The organism is Lysobacter sp. BMK333-48F3 (genome assembly GCF_019733395.1).
Taxonomy (GTDB): Bacteria; Pseudomonadota; Gammaproteobacteria; order Xanthomonadales; family Xanthomonadaceae; genus Lysobacter.
In genome coordinates this window covers 1567156-1586985 of the sequence record NZ_JAIHOO010000001.1, presented here as the reverse complement: position 1 = coordinate 1586985, position 19830 = coordinate 1567156, and the positions used below count along the sequence as shown (strand labels likewise).

The window sequence follows — 19830 nt, the reverse complement described above, 5'->3', positions numbered from 1 at the left end:
CGCGCACCGTGCGGCCATGCCGAACCCGCTCATCCGCGTACTGATCGCAGACGACCACACCCTGGTGCGCGAGAGCCTGGTCAACCTGCTCCAGGCCGGCGGCGCGATCGAAGTCGTGGCCCAGGCCGCCGACGGTCCGGAAACGGTGGCGCTGGCGATCGCGACGCATCCCGACGTGGTGGTCGCCGATCTGTCGATGCCGGGCTTGAACGGGATCGAAGTGGTGCGCCGCCTGCGCGAGGCGGTGCCGGCGACGCGGGTGCTGGTGCTGACCATGCACCAGGAAGAGGAGTACGTGCTGCAGGCGGTGCGCGCCGGCGCCGCCGGCTATCTGGTCAAGGACAGCGCCGCCGCGGAGTTGCTGGCGGCGGTGCGCAGCCTGCATGCCGGACGCAGCCATTTCGGCCCGCAGGCGGCCAAGGCGATGGCCGAGCAGATGCGCCATCCCGAGCGCGCGGTCGAGGATCCCTACGGGCGCTTGACCGCGCGCGAGCGCGAGGTGTTCCACCTGATCGTCGAAGGCCTGACCACCAAGGAAATCGCGCGCAAGCTGGAGATCAGCGCCAAGACCGCCGAGAACCACCGCACCCGCGTGCTCGACAAGCTCGACGTGCGCAACACCGCCGAGCTGGTCCGCTACGCCTTGCGCAAGGGGTTGCTCGACTAGCGCCGCGCGCGGCTTCTTGTGTAGGAGCGGCGCGAGCCGCGACCGCGAAATTACGCTAACGACGCAAGCGCTCCTCAGCGCCGAACCGCGATGGCGGCGCGACCGGGCACGGCGTTGTCGCGGCTCGCGCCGCTCCTACCCATGAAGCGGCTTGGCTGAGGCGTCGCTTTGGAAGGCGGCGTGATGTTCGTCGCTTCTGCTGTTGCGGCTCATGACCGGAGGAAATCCCCGTGGGACGCCGCTCCTACAAGAAGCCGCGCGCGCTCAGGCGGCGCGCGGGTAATCCGTATAGCCCTGCGCGCCGCCGCCGAAATAACGCGCGCGGTCGCCTTCGGCCAGGGGCAGATCGTGCTGCAGGCGATACGGCAGGTCGGGGTTGGCGATGAAGGGGCGGCCGAAGCCGATCAGGTCGGCCCAGCCGGCCTGCAGCGCCTGTTCGGCGCGCGGCTTGGTGTACTTGCCGGAGTAGATCATGGTGCCGCGGTAGATCAGCCGCAGCGCTTCGCGGAACGCGTCGGGCATGCCGGGCGCGTCGTCCCAGTCGGCTTCGGCGATGTGCAGATAGGCCACGCCGATTTCGTCGAGCAGCTTGGCCGCGGCCAGGTAGGTCGCCTGCGGGGTGTCGTCGACCGCGCCCTGCAGCGTGGTCAGCGGCGCCAGGCGCACGCCGACGCGGTCGGGTCCGACCGCGTCGGCCACCGCCTGCGCGACCTCGCGCAGGAAGCGCAGCCGGTTCGGCAGCGAGCCGCCGTATTCGTCGCTGCGCTGGTTGGCCTGCGAGTCGATGAACTGGTTGATCAGATAGCCGTTGGCGCCGTGCAGCTCGACCCCGTCGAAGCCGGCTTCCAGCGCGTTGCGCGCGGCCTGGGCGTAGTCGGCGACGATGCCGGGAATCTCGTCGGTGCGCAGCGCGCGCGGCGCCGAGTGCTGGACCATCTCGCCGACCCCGGCTTCGGGGCCGCGGCCTTCGGGGTCGACGAACACTTTGACCCCGTCGGCGACCAGGGCCGAGGACGAGACCGGCGCGGCGCCGTCGGCCTGCAAGGCGACGTGGGACACGCGTCCGACATGCCAGAGCTGGGCGAAGATCCGTCCGCCCGCGGCGTGCACCGCGTCGGTGACCTGGCGCCAGCCGGCGATCTGTTCGGCGCTGTAGATGCCCGGGGTCCAGGCGTAGCCCTGGCCCTGGCGGCTGATCTGGGTGCCCTCGCTGACGATCAGGCCGGCGCCGGCGCGCTGGGCGTAGTACTGCGCCATCAATTCGGTGGCGACTTCGCCGCGGGCGGCGCGGGAGCGGGTCATCGGCGGCATGACGATGCGGTTGGCGGTGTCGAAGCGGCCGAGGCGGTGGGGGGTGAAGAGCATGGCGGCGGAGTCGGAAGCGGAGTCGATGGCGTCAGTGTGGGGAGCGGATGGGCGGGGAAAAACCGCCGTTGCGGCAAACGATCCTTTCCACAAGCGCAAGAATCGCCGCCGTTGCCTCCCTGTAGGAGCGGCGTGAGCCGCGACCGCGTTCTTACGGTCTCGCGCCGTCTGTTGTTCGAAGGCTTCGAAAGCTCCAAAGCTCCAAAGCTCCAAAGCAAAGCTTCCGTCCGCAAGCGGCCGGGTCACTTTCTTTGTCCAAGGCGACAAAGTCCCACGGGATTTCCTTCGGTCAAAAGTAACCAAAGAAAACGCCATAACTGTTTCGAGTCAAAAGCCACTATGGGACGAGGCTTGCGCGGGACTGCTCCGCACAGGCCATCCCTGGCCTGGCTGCGCACGGCCCGCATCCATGCGGGCCGCCCTTCGGGGCTACGAGTTGCTATCGCGAGGTCGACTCTGCGCCAAGCTCTTTACGGCAACGGCAACGGCAACGGCAACGGCAACGGCAACGGCGGGGCGTCGCTGCTCAATCCCACTTCGGCGCCAATCCTTCCGGGTCGACCAATCGCTCGCCGCGGTCCAGCGCCGCGATGCGGGTCATGTCTTCTTCGCTCAGGCGCAGGTCCTGCGCGCGCAAGTTGCCGGCGAGGTTTTCGCGGCGGGTCGAGGACGGGATCACCGCGTAACCCTGTTGCATCGCCCAGGCCAGGGCGACCTGGGCGACGTTGGCCTGGTGGCGTGCGGCGATGTCGCTCAACACGGGGTCGGCGAGCACCTTGCCGTAGGCCAGGGTCATGTACGAGGTCAGGTGCAGGCCGTGTTCGCGGGCGAAGCCGGCCAGGGCGCGGTTTTGCAGGTAAGGGTGGAGTTCGACCTGGTTGGTGGCGATGCGCGCCGTGCCGATCGCGTCGAAAGCCTCGCGCAACAGGGCGATGCTGAAGTTGGACACGCCGATCGCGCCGGTCAGGCCGGCGTCCTGGGCTTCGGCCAGGGCCTGCATGTACTCGGCCAGCGGCACCGCGCCGCCCGGCGCGGGCCAGTGGATCAGGGTCAGGTCGACGCGATCGGTGCGCAGCTTGGCCAGGCTCTCGCGCAGGCTCGGGATCAGCCGTTCGCGCGACAGGTTTTCGGCCCAGATCTTGGTGGTCAGGAACAGCGCGTCGCGGGCCACGCCGCTGTCGGCGATGGCCTGGCCGACCTCGGCTTCGTTGCCGTAGATCTGCGCGGTGTCGATATGGCGATAGCCGAGCTCCAGGCCGGTGCGGACCGAATCGATGACGGTTTGGCCCTTGAGGCGGTAGGTGCCGAGGCCGAAGGCGGGAATGCTCATGGGGAAACCTCTTGCGATGGAAGCGGGGGAAGACGGGCGGCCGACGATGGGCCCGGCGGTTGGGCGATCGGAGCCGCAGGGTCTTTCTGACGGGGATGCGCAGTGTCGACGAGCCGACTCTGGCGAAAAATAGCTTTATCGGCGAATTACTGTTGATTTGAAATCAACAACAGTCGCGGTTAGGGGTAGGAGCGGCGCGAGCCGCGACAATCGCGGCGGTGTACGTAAGCGCCGTCGCCGAAGACCAGCCGCGCGAGCGTTTGGCAAAACAGGGTCTGAGCGCCTGGCTTCGGCGGCTCGCGTGGCATGACACCGCTGCGGTTGTCGCGGCTCACGCCGCTCCTACAGGGAGCTCGCCCGTTCTCAGCGCTGGCCGCCGAACAAGCCGAACACGATCGCTGCGACGATCAGCGCCGCCAGCACGGCGAAGAAGATCTTGACCCAGCTGTAGGGCCGCTCGCCGGCGATCTGGCCGGTGTAGCCGTTGGCCAGGACCTGGAAGTTGCGCGAGCCGTAGGTGTAGCTGACCAGCCACACCGGCACCAGGATGTGCTTGAAGGTGCGGCCGCTGTAGTCGGCCTGGACCTGCAGGTTGCGGTGGGTGTCGCCGGGCACGTCGTTGGCGCACAGCTGCCGGGTCTGTTGCTGCATCGACTCGGTGTTGAGTTCCGAAGCCCGGCGCAGGTCGACCTGGTAGCGCTCGACCAGCCAGCCGCGCACGAACTCCGGCGAATAGGCCTTGAGGTCGGTGGTGGTCGGGAACTGGCCGATCTGCTCCAGCAACTCGGCATGCACGCCGACCGTGCCCGGCACCAGTTCGTCGTCGAAGAAGTGCTGCAGCGCGCCCGAAGCCGGTTCCCAGCGCACCTTGCGCACCTCGCGGGTGCGGCGCTGGCCGTTCTCGGTGTAGCTCTCGGTTTCGTAGTAGTAGTAGCCGGCCTCGGCGTACCAGCGCGCGGCGACGTGGGCGTCGAAGGTCCAGTACGGCAGGTACACGCCCTTGAGCGTGTCGGTCAGGGCGGCGGTCTTGAGCCGGTTGGGCGCGAACCAGCGCGTGCCGTACCACTTGCGGATCGCGTCGCGCACCTGGCCGTCGCTGATCTTGAACGGCAGCACGCTCTGCGGAGTGATCGCATCGCCCAGCGATTCGTGGGCGATGATCGAGGGCGAGCCGCAGAACTCGCAGCGCTGCGCGACCTTGCCGTCGACGAACACCGATATCGCCTTGCAGCTGCGGCATTGCACCTCGCGGCGCTCGGCGTCGTCGCCGTAGCCGCGCTGCTCGCTGGGGTGCTCGGCCAGGGCGCGGGCCAGGTCGAGCTCGGCCACCGCCGTGCCCTGCGCCTCCTGCGCCGGCGACCACGGCACCACCGTGCCGCAGTACGGGCAGGCCAGCGCCTGCTTGGCCGCATTCCATTGCAAATCCCCGCCGCACTCCGGGCAGGGATGCTTGCCGACGGTGGCGTTGTCCATCAGCCGCGCAGGAATTCTTCGAGCGCGGACTTGGCGATGCGGGTGGCGGAGCCGATCTTGCGCGCCTTGAGGTCGCCGGCGGCGATCGCCGCCATCACGTCCTCGACCGACACGCCCAGGGTCGCGGCGGCCTGTTCCGGGGTCAGCACTTCCAGCGCGCCGGCATGGGCGGCGGCCGCAGCCGCGGTGGCCGGCGCCGCGGCGGGCTGGGCGCCCTGCATGCTGCGCATCATTTCCTGGGCGATGCCGAAGCCGACCGCCATCTGCGCCGGCACCGCGGCGGCCGCCGCGGCGTCGCCGCCCTGACCCATCGCGCTGCCCATCTGGAACTTGACGTAGTCGTTGAGGTTGCCGACCGCGCCCATGCTCGAGCGCGCGTCGATCGCCTTCTCCACTTCCGGCGGCACCGACACGTTCTCCAGCACGAAGGCGGTGATCTCGATGCCGTACTTGGCGGTCATCGCCGGGTTGATCACCGGCAGCAGCGCTTCGCCGAGTTCGCCGTAGCGCGAGGCCACGTCCAGTGCCGGCACCTTGGCCGTGGCCAGGGCGTCGGTGAACACGCTGACGATGCGCGAACGCATGGTGTCGGCGAACTCGTCGAGGCGGAAATTCTGGTCGGTGCCGGCCACTTCCTTGAGGAACTTGGGCGGGTCGACGATGCGGAAATCGTAAGTGCCGAAGGCGCGCAGGCGAACCACGCCGAAGTCGGCGTCGCGCATCATCACCGGGTTGGACGTGCCCCACTTGTTGCCGGTGAACAGGCGCGTGTTGAGGTAGTAGACGTCGCACTTGAACGGCGAGTTGAAGCCGTACTTCCAGCCCAGGATGGTGGACAGGATCGGGATGTTCTCGGTCTTGAGCGTGTGCTTGCCCGGACCGAACAGGTCGGCGTACTGGCCGGCGGCGACGAACTGGACCTGCTGCGACTCGCGCACGATCAGCTGGGCGCCGTTCTTGATCTCTTTGTCGTCGTCGGGGAAGCGGTACGACAGGGTGTCGCGCGAGTCATCGGTCCACTCGATGATTTCCAGCAGCTCGCCCTTGATGAAACCCAGAATGCTCATGTTCCGCTCCCTGCCTGTGGTGATCGGCCCGCTTGCGGCGGAGCCGGCGTTAGTCGGGCCGATTCTAGAAGGGCCGATTCTAGTCGAGCCGACTCTAGTAGACCCAGGTCGAAAGGACGTCGGACGGAGCCGGGACCGGACGGCCGCAGTCGGCGTCGCCGTGCGCTCGCGCCGGGGTCGCGACGGCTTTGCGGATCCTGGCGGATGGCCGCCGCCGTCGGCGCCGCGCGGACGGCCGGATCGGCGGCGTCGGGTCGACCCCGGACCGGCCCTCGCGCGGCGCCGGTGCGCCGGCGTATGGCCGCCCGACGCGCGCCGACGCCGAACTGAGCGGCCGGTCGCGCCCCAGCCGGCGAACCGACACACCCGGTATCGGCCACGGCCGCGATGGGTGGCACACTCGGCATCTGACGCCTATCGCGGGGACTTCGCCAACCTGAACGCTTGACAAACGCGGCGCGCTAGCGCGTCCTATCGGGCGTGCGCCCGGCCCCGTATCGGACGGGTCTCGCGTACTTCAGGGGAGTTTTTAATCAATGATCGTCGCCAACAATGACCGGCACTACAGCCGGCTGTCCGCTGTAAAGCAGTTGTCCGCCGTGTTCGCGCTCGGATGCGCGCTGGCGGCCTGCGGAAAGAAGGAAGACGCCGCACCCGCCACGGACGCGGCGCCCGCGGCTGCGGCCACCGCCCCGGCGGTGACCGCGCAGACCGCCGTCTCGGCCAAGGTATCGGCCATGTCGGTGGACCAGCTGCGCGAAGCCGCGCGCAAGGCGTATGTCGAAAACCGCCTGTACGCCCCGGCCGAGGACAATGCGGTCGAGTACTACCTGGCCCTGCGCGAGAAGGCCCCGGCCGACGCGGCCGCGTCCAGCGCCCTGACCGACCTGCTGCCGATGACGGTCATCGCGACCGAACAGAGCGTGGGCCGCGAAGACTTCAGCGAAGCCCAGCGCCTGTCGGCGCTGATCGAACGCGCCGATCCGCAACACCCGGCCCTGGCCCGCCTCAAGGCCAGCGTCGGCGCCGCCCAGGACGCGCTGGCCAAGCGCACCGAGCAGGAAAAGCTCACCGCCGAAGAGCAGGCCAAGAAGCAGGTCGAGCTCGAGAAGCAGCGCCAGCTCCAGCAGCAGCAACAGCAGCAGCAGGCCGCCCAGCAGTTGGCGACCCAGCAGGCCGCCGAGCGTCAAGCGGCGACCCAGCGCGAGGCCGAGCAGCGTGCGGCCGAGCAACGCGCCGCCGAACAGCGCGCCAGCGAGCAACGCGCCGCCGCCCAGCGGCCCGCGCCCAGCGAGCGCGCGGCCCCGGCCGCCGCGGCGCCGAGCGAGCTGCGCGCGGTGTCGACCCCGGCGCCGCGTTACCCGCCCGAAGCCCTGCGCGCCGGCCAGTCCGGCGAGGTCCAGGTCGAGTTCACCGTCGCCACCGACGGTTCGGTCACCGCCGCGCGCGTGGTCCGTTCCAACCCGGCGCGGGTGTTCGATCGCGAGGCGGTCAATGCGGTGCGCAAGTGGCGGTTCCAGCCGGTGCCGTCGCCGGTCACCACCCGCCGCACGATCGGCTTCAACCCGGGCGGCGGCTGATCCGCAGCGCCTCGGGGCACGGCCTCGCGACAAAGAAAAAGCCCGGCTCGCGCCGGGCTTTTTCTTGTCCGCGGCCCGGCCCATGCGGGGCCGGAGCGGACTTGCTCCGGTCCGGGCCGGACCTCAGCCGGACACCGCCAGCGACTCGCTGTGGTAGCGGCGCACCGCCGCGTACCAGAGCAGGCCGGCGAGGGCGAAGCTGGAGCCCAGGTACACCGCCCACACCGACGGGTCGATCGCCTCGGCGCGGATCACCTTCAGCAACAGCTGGTTCTGCGACAGGAACGGCACCGTGAACTGCCACAGCTGGGTCTTCACCGGATTGACCATCAGCACGAAGGTCGGCACCAGCGGCAGCAAGGACAACCAGGTGAAGTGGCTCTGCGCTTCCTTGACGCTCTTCGCCGTCGCCGACAGCAGGGTCAGCAGGGTCGTGCCGATGAAGGCCATCGGCAGCAGGATCAGCAGCATCTTGCCGATCGCCACCAGGCGCACGTCGAGCATCTGGGTCAGGCCGCGGCCGAGCTGGGCGCTGAGCTTGAACGCGAGCAGGGTCAGCAATAGCGACAGCAGGCAGAGCAGGCAGGCCGCGGCGATCTTGCCGCTGACCACCGCGCCGCGCGAGACCGGAGTGGCCAGCAAGGGCTCCAGCGACTGGCGCTCGCGCTCGCCGGCGGTGGCGTCGATGATCAGGTGCGCGCCGCCGATGAACGAGGTCAGGATCAGCAGATAGGGCAGCATCGCCGACAGCAGCAGGCCGCGCTTGGCCTCGGCGGTGGCGACGTCGCGGTCGGCGACGTTGATCGGCTGGGCCACGTTGGGGGCGATGCCGCGCGCCAGCAGGCGCAACGAACCGACCTGGCGGCTGTAGCCTTCCAGGGCCGCGCGCACGCGCCGGCTGGGGATCTCGGCGTCGCGGCGGGTGCTGTCCTGGACGATCTCGATCAGCGCCGGGCGGCCCTGCTTCCAGTTGCCGGCGAAGTCCGCCGCCACGATCAGGGCCACGTCGTGGTCCTGGCGGTGGATCGCCGCGTCGAGTTCGGCCGGCGCCGGAATCGCGATGATGTTCTGGGTGGCGAGGAACTTGATCAGGTTCGGCGCGTGCTCGGCGCCGCGCACCGGGATGCGCAGCTCGGTGTCGAGCTGGGTGCGGGCGCGTTTCTCGGCCAGCGAGCCCATGCCGGCCATCAGCAGCGGATACAGCAGCGGCACCAGCAGCAGGGCGATCGCCAGGGTGCGGCGGTCGCGCGAGATGTCGAGCAGTTCCTTGTGGATCACCGCCCACATGGCGGAAAGGGAACGGGTGTTCATGCGAGCAGTCCTTCTTCGCTGCCGATCGCCTTGACGAAGGCGTCTTCCAGATTGGGTTCGCCGGTCAGCGCGCGCAGTTCGTCGGCGGTGCCGGCGGCCACGACCTGACCCTTGGCGATGATCACGATGCGATCGCAGAGCGCGGCCACCTCCTGCATGATGTGGCTGGAGAAGATCACGCAGCGGCCCTCTTCGCGCAGGCCGCGCAGGAAGCCGCGCATCGCCCGGGTGGTCATCACGTCCAGGCCGTTGGTCGGCTCGTCCAGGATCACGTTGCGCGGGTCGTGGACCAGGGCGCGGGCGATCGCGGTCTTGGTGCGCTGGCCCTGCGAGAAGCCCTCGGTCTGGCGATCGAGGATGTCGTCCATGTCCAGCGCGCGGGCCAGCACGCGGGTGCGTTCCTCGACCATGCTGCGCGGCAGGCCGTGCAGTTCGCCGAAGTAGGCGATGTTCTCGCGCGCGGTCAGGCGCTTGTAGACGCCGCGCGCGTCGGGCAGCACGCCGAGCGCGCGCCGCACCGCGGCCGGGTCGCGCGCGGCGTCGATGCCGTCGACCCGCACTTCGCCGCGATCGGGCCGCATCAGGGTGTAGAGCATGCGCAGGGTGGTGGTCTTGCCGGCGCCGTTGGGGCCGAGCAGGCCGGTGATCTGGCCGTCGCGGGCCTCGAAATCGACCCCTTGCACGGCGTGCACCGTGCCGGTCTTGGTCTTGAAGGATTTATGCAGATCGTGGGCGGTGATCATGGTCTTCCACACGGGAATCGAGAATGGGGAATAGGGAATCGGAACAGCAGGCATCGCGGGCGGGGGCGTCGGCGATTCCCGATTCCCCATTCCCGATTCGCGGCCGTTACGGCTCCCACCCGTTGAACGACACGAACGGCGGCACATAGCCGAGGCTGTCCAGGCAGCGCGCGTCGAGTTGCTTGGCGTTCGCGGTTTCCAGGAACTGGCCGAGCAGCTTGGGCGTGCAGCCGATGCGCAAGGCGCCGTGGCCCTGGCCGCGCAGGATCAGGTGGCGGCCGTTGCGCAGGTGCTTGACCACCTGGTCGCCGTAGCGCGGCGGGGTGACCGGATCGAGCTCGCCGGACAGCAGCAGCGCCGGCGTATCGCTCTTGAACGGGTGGTGGAAGTTCTTCGGCCGGGTACCGGTCGGCCAGGCCTTGCACTGCTCGGTCAGCGAACGGGGCAGGCTGTCGCCGAGCACGGTGTCGGCGTCGGCCGGGTCGGGACGGAACAGGTCGACGTCCTCGGCGCAGCTCACCGACAGCTGCATGCCGAAGTTGATCTCGTCGCCGAGCTGGGTCTCGAGCATCTTCGACAGCGCCATCAACGGCGCGTAGCGGCCCTGGTCGGCCTCGTTGAGCACCTGCGGCAGCAGCGCGGCGGCTTCCGGAGCGTAGGAGAACATCCGGGTCAGGATCGCCACGTGGCCGGCGGTGATCGGCGCGCGCTTCTGCTCGCCGGTGCTGGGATCGCGGTAGTCGATCTCGACCGGCGCCGCCTGCAGCCGCGCCATCAACTGGCGCAGTTGCTCGCGCGGATCGGCGCCGAAGCGCGCGCGGCAGGCCGGGGTCTGCTGGCACAGCTTGAACTGCAGGGCCAGGGCGTTGTCGAGGTTGCGCGCGTGCTCGCTGCCCAGCACCAGTTCGTTCGGCGCCACGCCGTCGAGCACCAGGCTGCGCACCCGGGCCGGATAGCGCGTCGCGTATTGCTGGGCGACGCGGGTGCCGTAGGACACGCCGACCAGGTTGATCTTGTCCGCGCCGATCGCCGAACGCACCGCGTCCAGGTCGGCGATCGCCTCGGTGGTGGTGAAATAGCGCGGATCCACCGACAGGCCCTGCGCGCACCGCTTGATCGCGCGCAGCGAGGCGTCGAGGGCGGCGGTTTCGTCCTGGACCGGGTCGCCTTCGACGGCCTCGGCGCAGGTCAGCGGCGCCGACTTGCCGGTGCCGCGCTGGTCGACCAGGACCACGTGGCGGTGCTTGCGCACCTCGCGGAACGCCGCATCGACCATCGGCCAGGAGCTGGTGGCGGCCTGGCCGGGACCGCCGGCGAGGAAGAACACCGGGTCCGGGCTGCCGGCGCCCTCGGTGGCCGGCAGCCAGGCCAGATTGAGGCTGAGCTGGCGGCCCTTGGGCTGGGCCGGGTTCTCCGGCACCTGGAAGCGCGCGCATTGCGCGGCGAAGGTGCCGTTGGCGTACGGCGTCGACAAGGTGCAAGGATCGAACGCGATCCGGCCGTAGCGGCGTTTGTCGCTGCCGTCGGCGGGCGGGCCGGCGTTGCGGCCGCGATCGCCGCAGCCGCTCAAGGCGGCCGCCGCGAGCAGCGCGGCCAGGCCGGCGACCGCGACGGCGCGCGGTCGGTGTGACGCAAGTGCTGAGTGCATGTCCGTGTCTCTTCCCCAAGGCGGTGCGCCTTCAAGGATGACAGACGCCCGGGTCGGGAAAAATGTGACCGCACTCGGCGCCGGCGTTCGCGGCGCAGGCATCGGCGGCGGGGCGGCCGTCGCCGCGCCGCCCCCGGCTTACTTGGACGAGACGTACTTCTCGCGGCGGATCTGCGGCACCGGCAGGCCGTGGCCCTTGAGCGCCTCGAAACAGGCGTCGACCATGTTCGGGTTGCCGCACAGGTAGGCGATGTCGCCGCCCGCGTCGGGGCCGAACTCGTCCAGGAACTGCTGCACGTAGCCGCGGCGCACGTCCGCGTGCGGCTGCTCGGGCAACTCGCGCGAGAAACACGGGACGAAGCGGAAGTGCTCGGGATGGCGGTCGGCGAAGGCGCGGAACTCGTCGCCGTACAGCAGCTCGGCCGGGGTGCGCGCGCCGAACAGCAGCACCACCTGGATGCCGCGCTCGCGGATCAGGGTTTCCAGTTGCGGCAGCATCGAGCGGTACGGGGTCACGCCGGTGCCGGTGCCGATCAGCAGATAGCGCCGGTTGCTGTCGCCCGGCATCAGGCAGAAGCGTCCGAACGGGCCGCTGGCCTGGACCTGCTCGCCGTCGCCGAGGCCTTCGAACAGCGCGGTGGCGGCGCCGCCGGGCACGAAGCTGACCGCGATCTCGACCGTTTCGCCGGCGCCGAGCGCGTGGTCGTGGATGGTCGCCAGCGAATAGCTGCGCTTGGTCGCGGTGCCGTCGGCGTACTGGAAATGAACCTGGATGAACTGGCCGGGGACGAAATCCAGCGGCTCGCCGTCGTCGCGCAGGAACACGTAGTGGCCGACGGTCGGGGCCAGCATGCGGCGGGACACGAGCTTGAGGGGGAATTGCTTCATTGCAGCGCGTTTCTCGATCGTGCTCCGGCGGCGGGCGGCCGCAGGCGCAGTAGGACCGGGCGCAGGGCCCGGTGCGGCGGTTGCGCGAGGCCGGGGACCGATCCTGGGCTGCGCAACGCGGGTTTTCGCAACAGTCTGTGGCCGGAGCGCCGCCACGGGGCCGCCTATACTAAGCCATTCGCCGCGAGGCCCGCGGCCAGCGATCCGAGACCCTCCCACGATGACCCAGCCAACGGCCCCCGCCACGGGCCCCCGTCCGGTCCCGTCCGGCACCGCGCCGGTCCCCGCCCTGCGCGTGCGCGAGCTGCGCAAGACTTACGACAACAAGGTCCAGGCGCTCAAGGGCGTGTCCCTGGACGTCGCCGAAGGCGATTTCTTCGCCCTGCTCGGCCCCAACGGCGCCGGCAAGTCGACCCTGATCGGCATCGTCAGCTCGCTGGTCAACCTCAGCGACGGCTCGGTGGAGATCTTCGGCACCGACCTCATCCGCCGCCGCGACGAAGCGATGCGCCTGATCGGCCTGGTACCGCAGGAGCTGAACTTCAACATGTTCGAGAAGCCGCTCGACATCCTGGTCAACTACGCCGGCTTCTACGGCGTGCCGCGCGCCGTCGCGCTGCAGCGCGCCGAGGAAGAGCTCAAGCGCGCGCAACTGTGGGACAAGGCCGACAAGATGAGCCGCACCCTGTCGGGCGGCATGAAGCGCCGGCTGATGATCGCCCGGGCGATGATGACCCGGCCGCGCCTGCTGATCCTCGACGAGCCCACCGCCGGGGTCGACATCGAGATCCGCCGCGGCATGTGGAAGACCCTGCGCGAGATCAACGCCGCCGGCACCACCATCATCCTGACCACCCATTACCTGGAAGAAGCCGAGAGCCTGTGCCGCAACCTGGCGATCATCGACCAGGGCCGGATCGTCGAGCAGGGGCCGATGAAGGCGCTGCTGGCCAAGCTCGACGTCGAAGGCTTCCTGCTCGACATCGACGGCCGCCTGCCGGCGACCTTGCCGGCGATCGAAGGCGCGACCCTGAGCGCCGCCGACGACCACACCCTGGACCTGGAAATGCCGCGCGCGATGGACCTCAACCGGGTCTTCGCCGCGCTCGGCGAGGCCGGCATCCGGGTGCGCTCGATGCGGACCAAATCCAACCGCCTGGAGGAGCTGTTCGTGCGCATGATCGCCCAGCCCTCGCCGGCCGCCACCGGGAGCGCCGCATGAGCAGCCAGACCGACGCCGCGCAAGCGCGCGAACCTTCGCCCGCGCGCCGCAACCTGGTCGCCCTGGGCACCATCGTCCGGCGCGAAGTCGCGCGCATCCTGCGCATCTGGGGCCAGACCCTGGTGCCGCCGGCGATCACCATGACCCTGTACTTCCTGATCTTCGGCGGCCTGATCGGCTCGCGCATCGGCGACATGGGCGGCTACAGCTACATGGAGTTCATCGTCCCCGGCCTGGTGATGATGAGCGTGATCCAGAACAGCTACGGCAACATCTCCTCGAGCTTCTTCGGCGCCAAGTTCGGCCGCCACGTCGAGGAATTGCTGGTCAGCCCGATGCCGAACTGGGTGATCCTGTGGGGCTATGTCGCCGGCGCGGTGCTGCGCGGGCTGATGGTCGGCGCGATCGTGCTGCTGATCGCGATGTGCTTCACCTCGGTGCGGGTGCCGCATCCGCTGGTGACCTTCACCACCGTCCTGCTCGGCGCGACCATCTTCTCGCTGGCCGGCTTCGTCAACGCGGTCTACGCCAAGAAGTTCGACGACGTGGCGATCGTGCCGACCTTCATCCTGACCCCGCTGACCTACCTGGGCGGCGTGTTCTATTCGGTCAAGCTGCTGCCGCCCTGGGCCGAGGCGGCGACCCACGCCAATCCGATCTTCTACATGGTCAACGCGTTCCGCTACGGCCTGCTCGGCAGCAGCGACGTGCCGTTGTGGGTGGCCTATGCGCTGATGCTCGGTTTCGTCGCCGCGCTGTCGTCGCTGGGCCTGTGGCTGCTCAAGCGCGGCGTCGGCCTGCGCAGCTGAGCCCCCGCGCCGGCGTCTTGACCCGGGCTGCACCGCGCCCGGGTTAGAACCTCGGCGCCGGCGGCTGCGCGAGCAGCGGCCCCGGCGAAACGTCCACGACCCAGGAGAAGTCCATGCGAGCGATGTCCCTGACCGCGATCCTGTGCAGCGCGCTGGCCGCCGGCTGCGCGGCGCCGGAGGCGCCGAAATCCGCCACGCCCGCCCCGGCGCCCGTCGCGACGCAGCAAGCGGGCGCGGACAGCGCCGCCGCGATCGCGGGCGGCGAACGGCCGATGGGCAAGATCGGCGCCGACCAGGTCGGCAAGCTCAGCCCGGTGCCGGCGTTGAAAGGCTTCGGCGAGCACTGGAGCGTCCAGATCCAGGCCACCGGCGAGATGAACCACACGGTCGAGCTGACCTGGGGCAGCGGTAGCGAGAAGGCCAGCGGCCAGGCGCGCTACCTCGGCCAGCCCGCCGATGCGCCGGCGGACTTGATCGTGCTCAGCGGCGAACTGGCCACCGCCCGGGGCGCCAAGCCGATGACGATCGAGATCGACCGCAGCGAATGCATCGACGACGGCGACGGCCGCCATCGCAACAGCATCCGGGTCAGCGTCGACGGCATGGACAAGCTGGAAGGCTGCGCCGACCTGGCGATGTACTGATCCGACGCGAGCGGGTCGCTCGACCCGGCGGCGCTCAGCCGCCCTGCGCGGCCGGACGCAGGCGGCGATGCAAGGCGCGCAGCGACAGCCAGGCCAGCGCCGGCGCTGCGACTATCGCCGACAGGGCCAGCGCGATCAGCAACGGCAGGTCCAGGGCCTGGCCGTACAGCGCCATCGGCACCGCCGCGGCCAGCAACAGCAGCGGGGTCAGCGCCGCCGCCGCCAACGCCACCAGCGCGCCGTGGCCGGAGCGCAGCGGCCACAGCGCGCAGGCCAGCGCCAGCACCGCGCCGACCGCCAGCGCCACCGCGCTCATACCGCTGCGATGGCCGTCGCCGTCGAGCGCGGCGAAGCCGGCCGCGCCCTGCTGCAGCGCCAACACCAGGCCGGCGCAGACGCCGCCGCCGACCAGGGCGCCGATCGCGCGCCGCGCCCGCCCGCTCCAGACCACCGGGGTCGCGCCGCGGCCGCCGATCCACCAGGCCAGCGGCCAGGCCAGGGCGATCTGCGCCGCGGCCTTGAGCACGCCCGACACCGCGAACGCCGCGTCCAGTTCGCGCCGCTGCGCAGCGAGGCGGCCGTACAGCCAGGCGTCGACGGTGACCGACCACAGCAGGCCGATCGCGAACACCAGCAACAGCGCGCAGATCGCCGTGCCGATCGGTCGCCGCGGACCGCCGCGGCGCTGGGTCAGCACGCAGGCGGCGGCCAGGCCCAGGCCGGCCAGCAGGCCGTCCTTGCACAACCACTGCAACACGATCGGGGCCAGCTTGAGCTGGCCGCGTACCGCCTCGGGCACCGCGACCAGTCCGATCAGCAGGAACAGCGCGGAGGCGGCGAACAAGGCGGCGGCCAGCGCCAGCGGCACGAGCAGCGGCGAACGCGCCGCTGCGGTCGGAGCGAGAGACATGCGCAAATCCAGGGCGATCGGGGGAGCGCCGCGCCGCGAGCCGGCGTCGGTGCGGCGCTTAGCTTAGCGACTGGGCCGGCGTCCGCGGCGGGTGCGGACGCGGCATCGGTCGCAGTCCCGCACCCGGCGGCGCTTCACGTTGGCCGCCGCGCGCCGTTTGCAGCGTTACGGCGACTGGTTGTCGCCACCCACGAGGAGTCCTACATGCGTATTTCGTCCGTCGCCGCCGCCGCGGCCCTGGGCCTGGCCGCGGCGTTCGCCGCCGCGCCCGCCCCGGCCCAACAGATCACCTTTCCCGCGCCGGTGTTCCGCGGCGGCAACACCGACTGGCAGGTCAAGCTGACCACCGCCCAGGACCTGTCGGTCGGCTACGAGCTGCAGGTGCCGCAGGCGTCCAAGGTCCTCACAGGCCCGCTTCAGCAACAGAAAGTCGACGGCTACGGCCGCTACACCCTGGCCGGCAAGGTCGCGCTGAAAACCACGGTCAACGTGTCGGTGCAGTTGGCGCCGGTGAAGCTGGGCGACGTCTGCAAGGACAACAAGGGCAACTCGCGAGGCCCGAACGGCCAGCCCTACTCCTACGCGATCCAGATCCTCGACACCGGCAAGAGTTCGAAGATGCCGCTGTGGTACGGCTGCGGCTACTTCGCCATCCAGTGACCGCCGGCCCGGTCGGCTCGGCCGGACGACCCCGGTTTCAAGACAGGAAAAGGCGGTGCCCACAATAAGCGGGCGCCGCCTTTTTATTTGCCGCATTTGGCGCAAATGTTTGCTTTGTGTTGAGAGAACGACCGTTCGATCCCTCTCTTTGGGGTAATAAAATCAATCAATTAAGAAGATAAATCGGCCGCTTCGACCGGATGCTTGCGCAGGTTCCACTTAACGATCTATTAATGCCGCTCCGACCCATCCGGTCGGCCGTCCATCCGGGGGAAAACTTATGGTTACGACTCAGGCCCGTCGCGTGTCCTTGCGCCGCCGTCCGCTCCTGCTCGGCATCCTCGCCGTGATCGCCGCACCGGCGTTCGCGCAGGAGCCGGCGCCCGCTCCGCAAACCGCGACCACGTCCAAGCCGGCCGCTGCCGACGGCTCGCCGACCGACCTGGACCGCATGGTCGTCACCGGTTCGCGCATCCGCCGCGCCGGCTTCGACACCCTCGAGCCGGCCACCGTCGTGACCAAGGAATACATCGCCGACCGCGGCCTGACCAACGTCGCCGATGCGCTCAACGAGATCCCCGGCTTCGGCGTCGGCGTGACCCCGGAAGGCGGCCAGGCGACCTTCGGCACCGGCGTCAACTTCGTCAACCGCTTCGGCATCGGCAGCAACCGCACCCTGACCCTGGTCAACGGCCGCCGCTACGTGTCCAGTTCGCCGACTACCCTGTTCGGCCCGGCCGCGCCCGGCGTGCAGGTCGACCTCAACGCGATCCCGACCGCGATGGTCGAGCGGGTCGAGAACATCGCCATCGGCGGCGCCCCGACCTACGGTTCCGACGCCATCGCCGGCGTGGTCAACGTGATCCTGCGCAAGGACTTCGAAGGCGTCCAGTTCGGCGGCAACTACGGCGTCACCGAAGAGGGCGACAACGAGCGCTACAACGTCTGGGCCCTGGTCGGCGCCAACTTCGACGACGGCCGCGGCAACGTCACCTTCTCGCTGACCTACGACAACGTGAAGGGCGTGCTGCAACGCGAGCGCGACTACTTCCGCGAAGGCTTCTTCAACACCACCAACCCCAACGCCACCCAGATGGCGACCCTGTTCCCGGGCCGCACCCCGGCCAACGACGGTCGCTACAACCCGAACATTCCGTTCAACACCGGTGCCACCGACGGCATCCCCAACGGCGTGCTGATCCACGACCGGCGCATCTGGACCACGCCGTTCGGCGGCCTGATCTCGCCGACCACCGGGGCGTTCCGCACCGGCTCGGGCAACCTGATCCCGAACGGATTCGGCCCCGGCAACCGCACCGTGCTGGCCTTCGATCCGAACGGAAATCTGGTGCCGTACAACCCGGGCTCGACTTTCTCCGCCACCGATGCCAGCGGCGGCGACGGCCTGAGCCTGATCGAGGCCGGCCAGATCACCTCCGATCTCAAGCGCATGTCGTTCAACACCACCGCGCGCTGGGGCCTGACCGACAACATCGATGTGTTCCTGGAAGGTTCGTTCTACTCGGCCGAGAGCACCGAGCTGGTCGACCAGTGGGCCTACAACTCGCCGTTGTTCGCCGGTGCCAGCGGCATGATCCGCTTCCCAACCACCTACGCCGGACTGTCCGACCAGGCCCGCACCACCCTGCAGGGGCTGGGCGTGACCTCGTTCAACCTGTCGCGCGCCTCGCGCGACCTGGTCACCAACAACGGCAGCGCCACCACCGAGCTCGGCCGCATCGTGGTCGGCCTGGAAGGCGACTTCGAACTCGCCGAACGCGTGTTCTACTGGGAAGCCTCGGCCAACTACGGCCGCAGCGACTCGCGCGCCTACGGCACCTCGCTGGTGCAGCAGAACTTCGTCAATGCGCTGCATGTAGTGCGCAACGCCCAGGGCCAGCTGGTCTGCAACGGCGCGCCGGTGACCGGCGTGGTCGTGCCGGGCGGCATCGCGCCGCGTCCGGACCCGAACTGCGTGCCGCTGGATCTGTTCGGCGAAGGCCGTCCCAGCGCGGCGGCGCGCAACTACGTCACCACCCGCACCGAGTCGCAGGCGCTGCAGGAGCAGAAGGTCTTCAACGTCAACCTGTCGAGCACCCTGTTCGATCTGTGGAGCGGCCCGCTGCAATACAACATCGGTTACGAATACCGCAAGGAAAGCGGACTGTTCGATCCGGGCACCTTCCTGACCCAGGGCCTGGGCCGCTCGGTGCCGATCACCCCGCTGCAGGGCCAGTACTCGACCAAGGAATGGTTCGGCGAGTTCGTGCTGCCGCTGGTCAATCCGGAAGCCGATATTCCGCTGCTGAAGAAGCTGGACGTGGTCGGCAAGTACCGCCAGGTCGACAACAGCGTCAACGGCAAGTTCGACACCTACACCTACGGCCTGCAGTGGAAGCCGTTCCAGGACCTGGAAATCCGCGGCAACTTCACCCGCTCGCTGCGCGCGCCGGCGATCACCGAGTCCTTCCTGCCGCAAGCGACCTCGTTCCAGTTCGTCACCGGCGACCCCTGCGATTCGCGCTTCATCACCGGCGGCAACAATCCGGCGGTGCGCGCGCGCAACTGCCAGGCCTTCCTCAGCTACTACGGCCTGACCACCTTCAATTCCAACGCTAACGGCGCGTCGATCCAGGGCGTCTCGGGCGGCAATCCGAACCTGCGCAACGAATCGGCCGATTCGCACACCTACGGTTTCACCTGGGCGCCGTCGTTCCTGGAAGGCCTGACCGTCGCCGCCGACTACTACAAGATCAAGATCACCGACGTCATCAGCAACCTGACCGCGACCGAAATCGCCACCGCCTGCTTCGACGCGCCCGATTTCGACGCCTCCAACGTGCCGAACGCGAACGCGTTCTGCAGCCGCATCACCCGCAACGCGCCGGGCACCGGCCCGGCCAACGCCGGCCAGGCCACGACCTTCCTCAGCGGCTTCGTCAACGGCAAGTACCTCAACATGGAGGCCTATTCGGCCGAAGTGTCGTACCGCTTCGACACCGACCGCTTCGGCCGCTTCGCCTTCGGCGTGACCGGCTACTTCCCGAAGGAACTGACCGTCGACAACACCGGCGTCAGCCCGAACCCGGCGGTCGGCGAGATCGGCACGTCCAAGCGCCAGTACCAGTTCAGCGGCGCCTGGGAGAAGGGCAAGTTCGGCGCCAACCTGTCGGCCAACTACCTCAGCAGCGCCGAGTTCGACGTGCTCAACACGCCGGAAACCCGCGACATCCTCAAGGTCGGCGACTACTGGCTGTTCAACGGCGGCGTGCGCTATCGCTTCAACGACCGCACCACGGTGCGCCTGGCGGTCAGCAACCTGTTCGACAAGGATCCGCCGTTCCCGGCGCAGACTTCGGCGAACCTGTTCAGCACCTACGACATTCTCGGCCGGCGCTACAACCTGGCTTTCGAATGGAAGTACTGATCTGATTCGATGTGCGACGAAAAGCCCCGATCTGCGATCGGGGCTTTTTCGTTGGGAATGGGGAATGGGGAATGGGGAATAGGGAA

Annotated in this window: 16 protein-coding genes; 7 read left to right on the top strand and 9 right to left on the bottom strand. The window is 69.2% G+C overall.

From position 1 onward, the window contains the following. The first annotated feature begins 16 nt into the window (after window positions 1-16). Window positions 17-667 carry a response regulator transcription factor gene (locus tag K4L06_RS06685; RefSeq protein ID WP_221670662.1) on the top strand — a complete coding sequence of 217 codons (651 nt, stop codon included), beginning with the start codon at window positions 17-19 and terminating at the stop codon, window positions 665-667. Between the two features lie 264 nt (window positions 668-931). Here K4L06_RS06685 and K4L06_RS06680 read toward each other — a convergent pair whose 3' ends face one another. The 4 genes from K4L06_RS06680 to K4L06_RS06665 form a co-directional block, all read right to left on the bottom strand. Further along, window positions 932-2032, bottom strand: a complete 1101-nt coding sequence (locus K4L06_RS06680) for an alkene reductase (protein ID WP_221670661.1) — start codon at window positions 2030-2032, stop codon at window positions 932-934. Between the two features lie 526 nt (window positions 2033-2558). Continuing rightward, complete coding sequence (dkgB, locus tag K4L06_RS06675) at window positions 2559-3362, bottom strand: 2,5-didehydrogluconate reductase DkgB (protein WP_221670660.1); 804 nt, start codon at window positions 3360-3362, stop codon at window positions 2559-2561. A 363-nt stretch (window positions 3363-3725) separates the two neighbouring features. Beyond that, window positions 3726-4835, bottom strand: a complete 1110-nt coding sequence (locus K4L06_RS06670; protein ID WP_221670659.1) for a zinc ribbon domain-containing protein — start codon at window positions 4833-4835, stop codon at window positions 3726-3728. Continuing rightward, window positions 4835-5902, bottom strand: a complete 1068-nt coding sequence (locus K4L06_RS06665; protein ID WP_221670658.1) for an SPFH and helix-turn-helix domain-containing protein — start codon at window positions 5900-5902, stop codon at window positions 4835-4837. Before K4L06_RS06665 ends, K4L06_RS06670 begins: the two co-directional genes overlap by 1 nt. A gap of 536 nt (window positions 5903-6438) precedes the next feature. Between K4L06_RS06665 and K4L06_RS06660 the strand changes: the two genes are divergently transcribed. Next, entirely contained in the window at window positions 6439-7482 is a 1044-nt protein-coding gene (locus tag K4L06_RS06660) for an energy transducer TonB (protein ID WP_221670657.1), read from the top strand. A 123-nt stretch (window positions 7483-7605) separates the two neighbouring features. On the opposite strand, the gene K4L06_RS06655 is transcribed toward K4L06_RS06660, so the two are convergent. The 4 genes from K4L06_RS06655 to K4L06_RS06640 all read right to left on the bottom strand — a co-directional run bounded on the left by K4L06_RS06655 (window position 7606) and on the right by K4L06_RS06640 (window position 12072). Next, window positions 7606-8793 carry an ABC transporter permease gene (locus K4L06_RS06655; protein ID WP_221670656.1) on the bottom strand — a complete coding sequence of 396 codons (1188 nt, stop codon included), beginning with the start codon at window positions 8791-8793 and terminating at the stop codon, window positions 7606-7608. Further along, entirely contained in the window at window positions 8790-9536 is a 747-nt protein-coding gene (locus K4L06_RS06650) for an ATP-binding cassette domain-containing protein (protein WP_221670655.1), read from the bottom strand. Before K4L06_RS06650 ends, K4L06_RS06655 begins: the two co-directional genes overlap by 4 nt. A 106-nt stretch (window positions 9537-9642) precedes the next feature. Next, the gene (locus K4L06_RS06645) at window positions 9643-11184 is read right to left on the bottom strand and encodes an alpha/beta hydrolase (RefSeq protein ID WP_221670654.1); all 1542 of its coding nucleotides are present in this window, start codon (window positions 11182-11184) and stop codon (window positions 9643-9645) included. A 138-nt stretch (window positions 11185-11322) separates the two neighbouring features. Next, window positions 11323-12072 carry a ferredoxin--NADP reductase gene (locus K4L06_RS06640; protein ID WP_221670653.1) on the bottom strand — a complete coding sequence of 250 codons (750 nt, stop codon included), beginning with the start codon at window positions 12070-12072 and terminating at the stop codon, window positions 11323-11325. Window positions 12073-12367: 295 nt separating this feature from the next. On the opposite strand from K4L06_RS06640, the gene K4L06_RS06635 reads away from it, so the two are divergent. From K4L06_RS06635 to K4L06_RS06625, 3 genes are all read left to right on the top strand, one after another. Next, complete coding sequence (locus K4L06_RS06635; RefSeq protein WP_343225732.1) at window positions 12368-13294, top strand: ABC transporter ATP-binding protein; 927 nt, start codon at window positions 12368-12370, stop codon at window positions 13292-13294. Then, entirely contained in the window at window positions 13291-14103 is an 813-nt protein-coding gene (locus K4L06_RS06630; RefSeq protein WP_221670651.1) for an ABC transporter permease, read from the top strand. The genes K4L06_RS06635 and K4L06_RS06630 overlap by 4 nt, the downstream gene beginning before the upstream one ends. Window positions 14104-14216: 113 nt before the next feature. Then, on the top strand, window positions 14217-14747 hold the full coding sequence (locus tag K4L06_RS06625; RefSeq protein WP_221670650.1) for a hypothetical protein: 531 nt from the start codon (window positions 14217-14219) through the stop codon (window positions 14745-14747). Between the two features lie 34 nt (window positions 14748-14781). Here K4L06_RS06625 and K4L06_RS06620 read toward each other — a convergent pair whose 3' ends face one another. Next, window positions 14782-15657: a hypothetical protein gene (locus K4L06_RS06620; protein ID WP_221670649.1), complete on the bottom strand. Its 876-nt coding sequence runs from the start codon at window positions 15655-15657 to the stop codon at window positions 14782-14784. 204 nt (window positions 15658-15861) lie between these two features. Between K4L06_RS06620 and K4L06_RS06615 the strand changes: the two genes are divergently transcribed. Together K4L06_RS06615 and K4L06_RS06610 are read left to right on the top strand one after the other, a co-directional pair. Further along, complete coding sequence (locus K4L06_RS06615; protein WP_221670648.1) at window positions 15862-16317, top strand: hypothetical protein; 456 nt, start codon at window positions 15862-15864, stop codon at window positions 16315-16317. 304 nt (window positions 16318-16621) lie between these two features. Then, the gene (locus tag K4L06_RS06610) at window positions 16622-19744 is read left to right on the top strand and encodes a TonB-dependent receptor (protein WP_221670647.1); all 3123 of its coding nucleotides are present in this window, start codon (window positions 16622-16624) and stop codon (window positions 19742-19744) included. Window positions 19745-19830 lie beyond the last annotated feature (86 nt).

Excerpts from the sequence above, each read along its gene's own strand:
- K4L06_RS06625 (WP_221670650.1), top strand. The coding sequence starts at position 14,217 with ATGCGAGCGATGTCCCTGACCGCGATCCTGTGCAGCGCGCTGGCCGCC.
- K4L06_RS06665 (WP_221670658.1), bottom strand. The coding sequence starts at position 5,902 with ATGAGCATTCTGGGTTTCATCAAGGGCGAGCTGCTGGAAATCATCGAG.
- K4L06_RS06615 (WP_221670648.1), top strand. The coding sequence starts at position 15,862 with ATGCGTATTTCGTCCGTCGCCGCCGCCGCGGCCCTGGGCCTGGCCGCG.
- K4L06_RS06620 (WP_221670649.1), bottom strand. The coding sequence starts at position 15,657 with ATGTCTCTCGCTCCGACCGCAGCGGCGCGTTCGCCGCTGCTCGTGCCG.
- dkgB (WP_221670660.1), bottom strand. The coding sequence starts at position 3,362 with ATGAGCATTCCCGCCTTCGGCCTCGGCACCTACCGCCTCAAGGGCCAA.
- K4L06_RS06650 (WP_221670655.1), bottom strand. The coding sequence starts at position 9,536 with ATGATCACCGCCCACGATCTGCATAAATCCTTCAAGACCAAGACCGGC.
- K4L06_RS06630 (WP_221670651.1), top strand. The coding sequence starts at position 13,291 with ATGAGCAGCCAGACCGACGCCGCGCAAGCGCGCGAACCTTCGCCCGCG.
- K4L06_RS06645 (WP_221670654.1), bottom strand. The coding sequence starts at position 11,184 with ATGCACTCAGCACTTGCGTCACACCGACCGCGCGCCGTCGCGGTCGCC.
- K4L06_RS06655 (WP_221670656.1), bottom strand. The coding sequence starts at position 8,793 with ATGAACACCCGTTCCCTTTCCGCCATGTGGGCGGTGATCCACAAGGAA.
- K4L06_RS06660 (WP_221670657.1), top strand. The coding sequence starts at position 6,439 with ATGATCGTCGCCAACAATGACCGGCACTACAGCCGGCTGTCCGCTGTA.
- K4L06_RS06670 (WP_221670659.1), bottom strand. The coding sequence starts at position 4,835 with ATGGACAACGCCACCGTCGGCAAGCATCCCTGCCCGGAGTGCGGCGGG.
- K4L06_RS06680 (WP_221670661.1), bottom strand. The coding sequence starts at position 2,032 with ATGCTCTTCACCCCCCACCGCCTCGGCCGCTTCGACACCGCCAACCGC.
- K4L06_RS06685 (WP_221670662.1), top strand. The coding sequence starts at position 17 with ATGCCGAACCCGCTCATCCGCGTACTGATCGCAGACGACCACACCCTG.
- K4L06_RS06640 (WP_221670653.1), bottom strand. The coding sequence starts at position 12,072 with ATGAAGCAATTCCCCCTCAAGCTCGTGTCCCGCCGCATGCTGGCCCCG.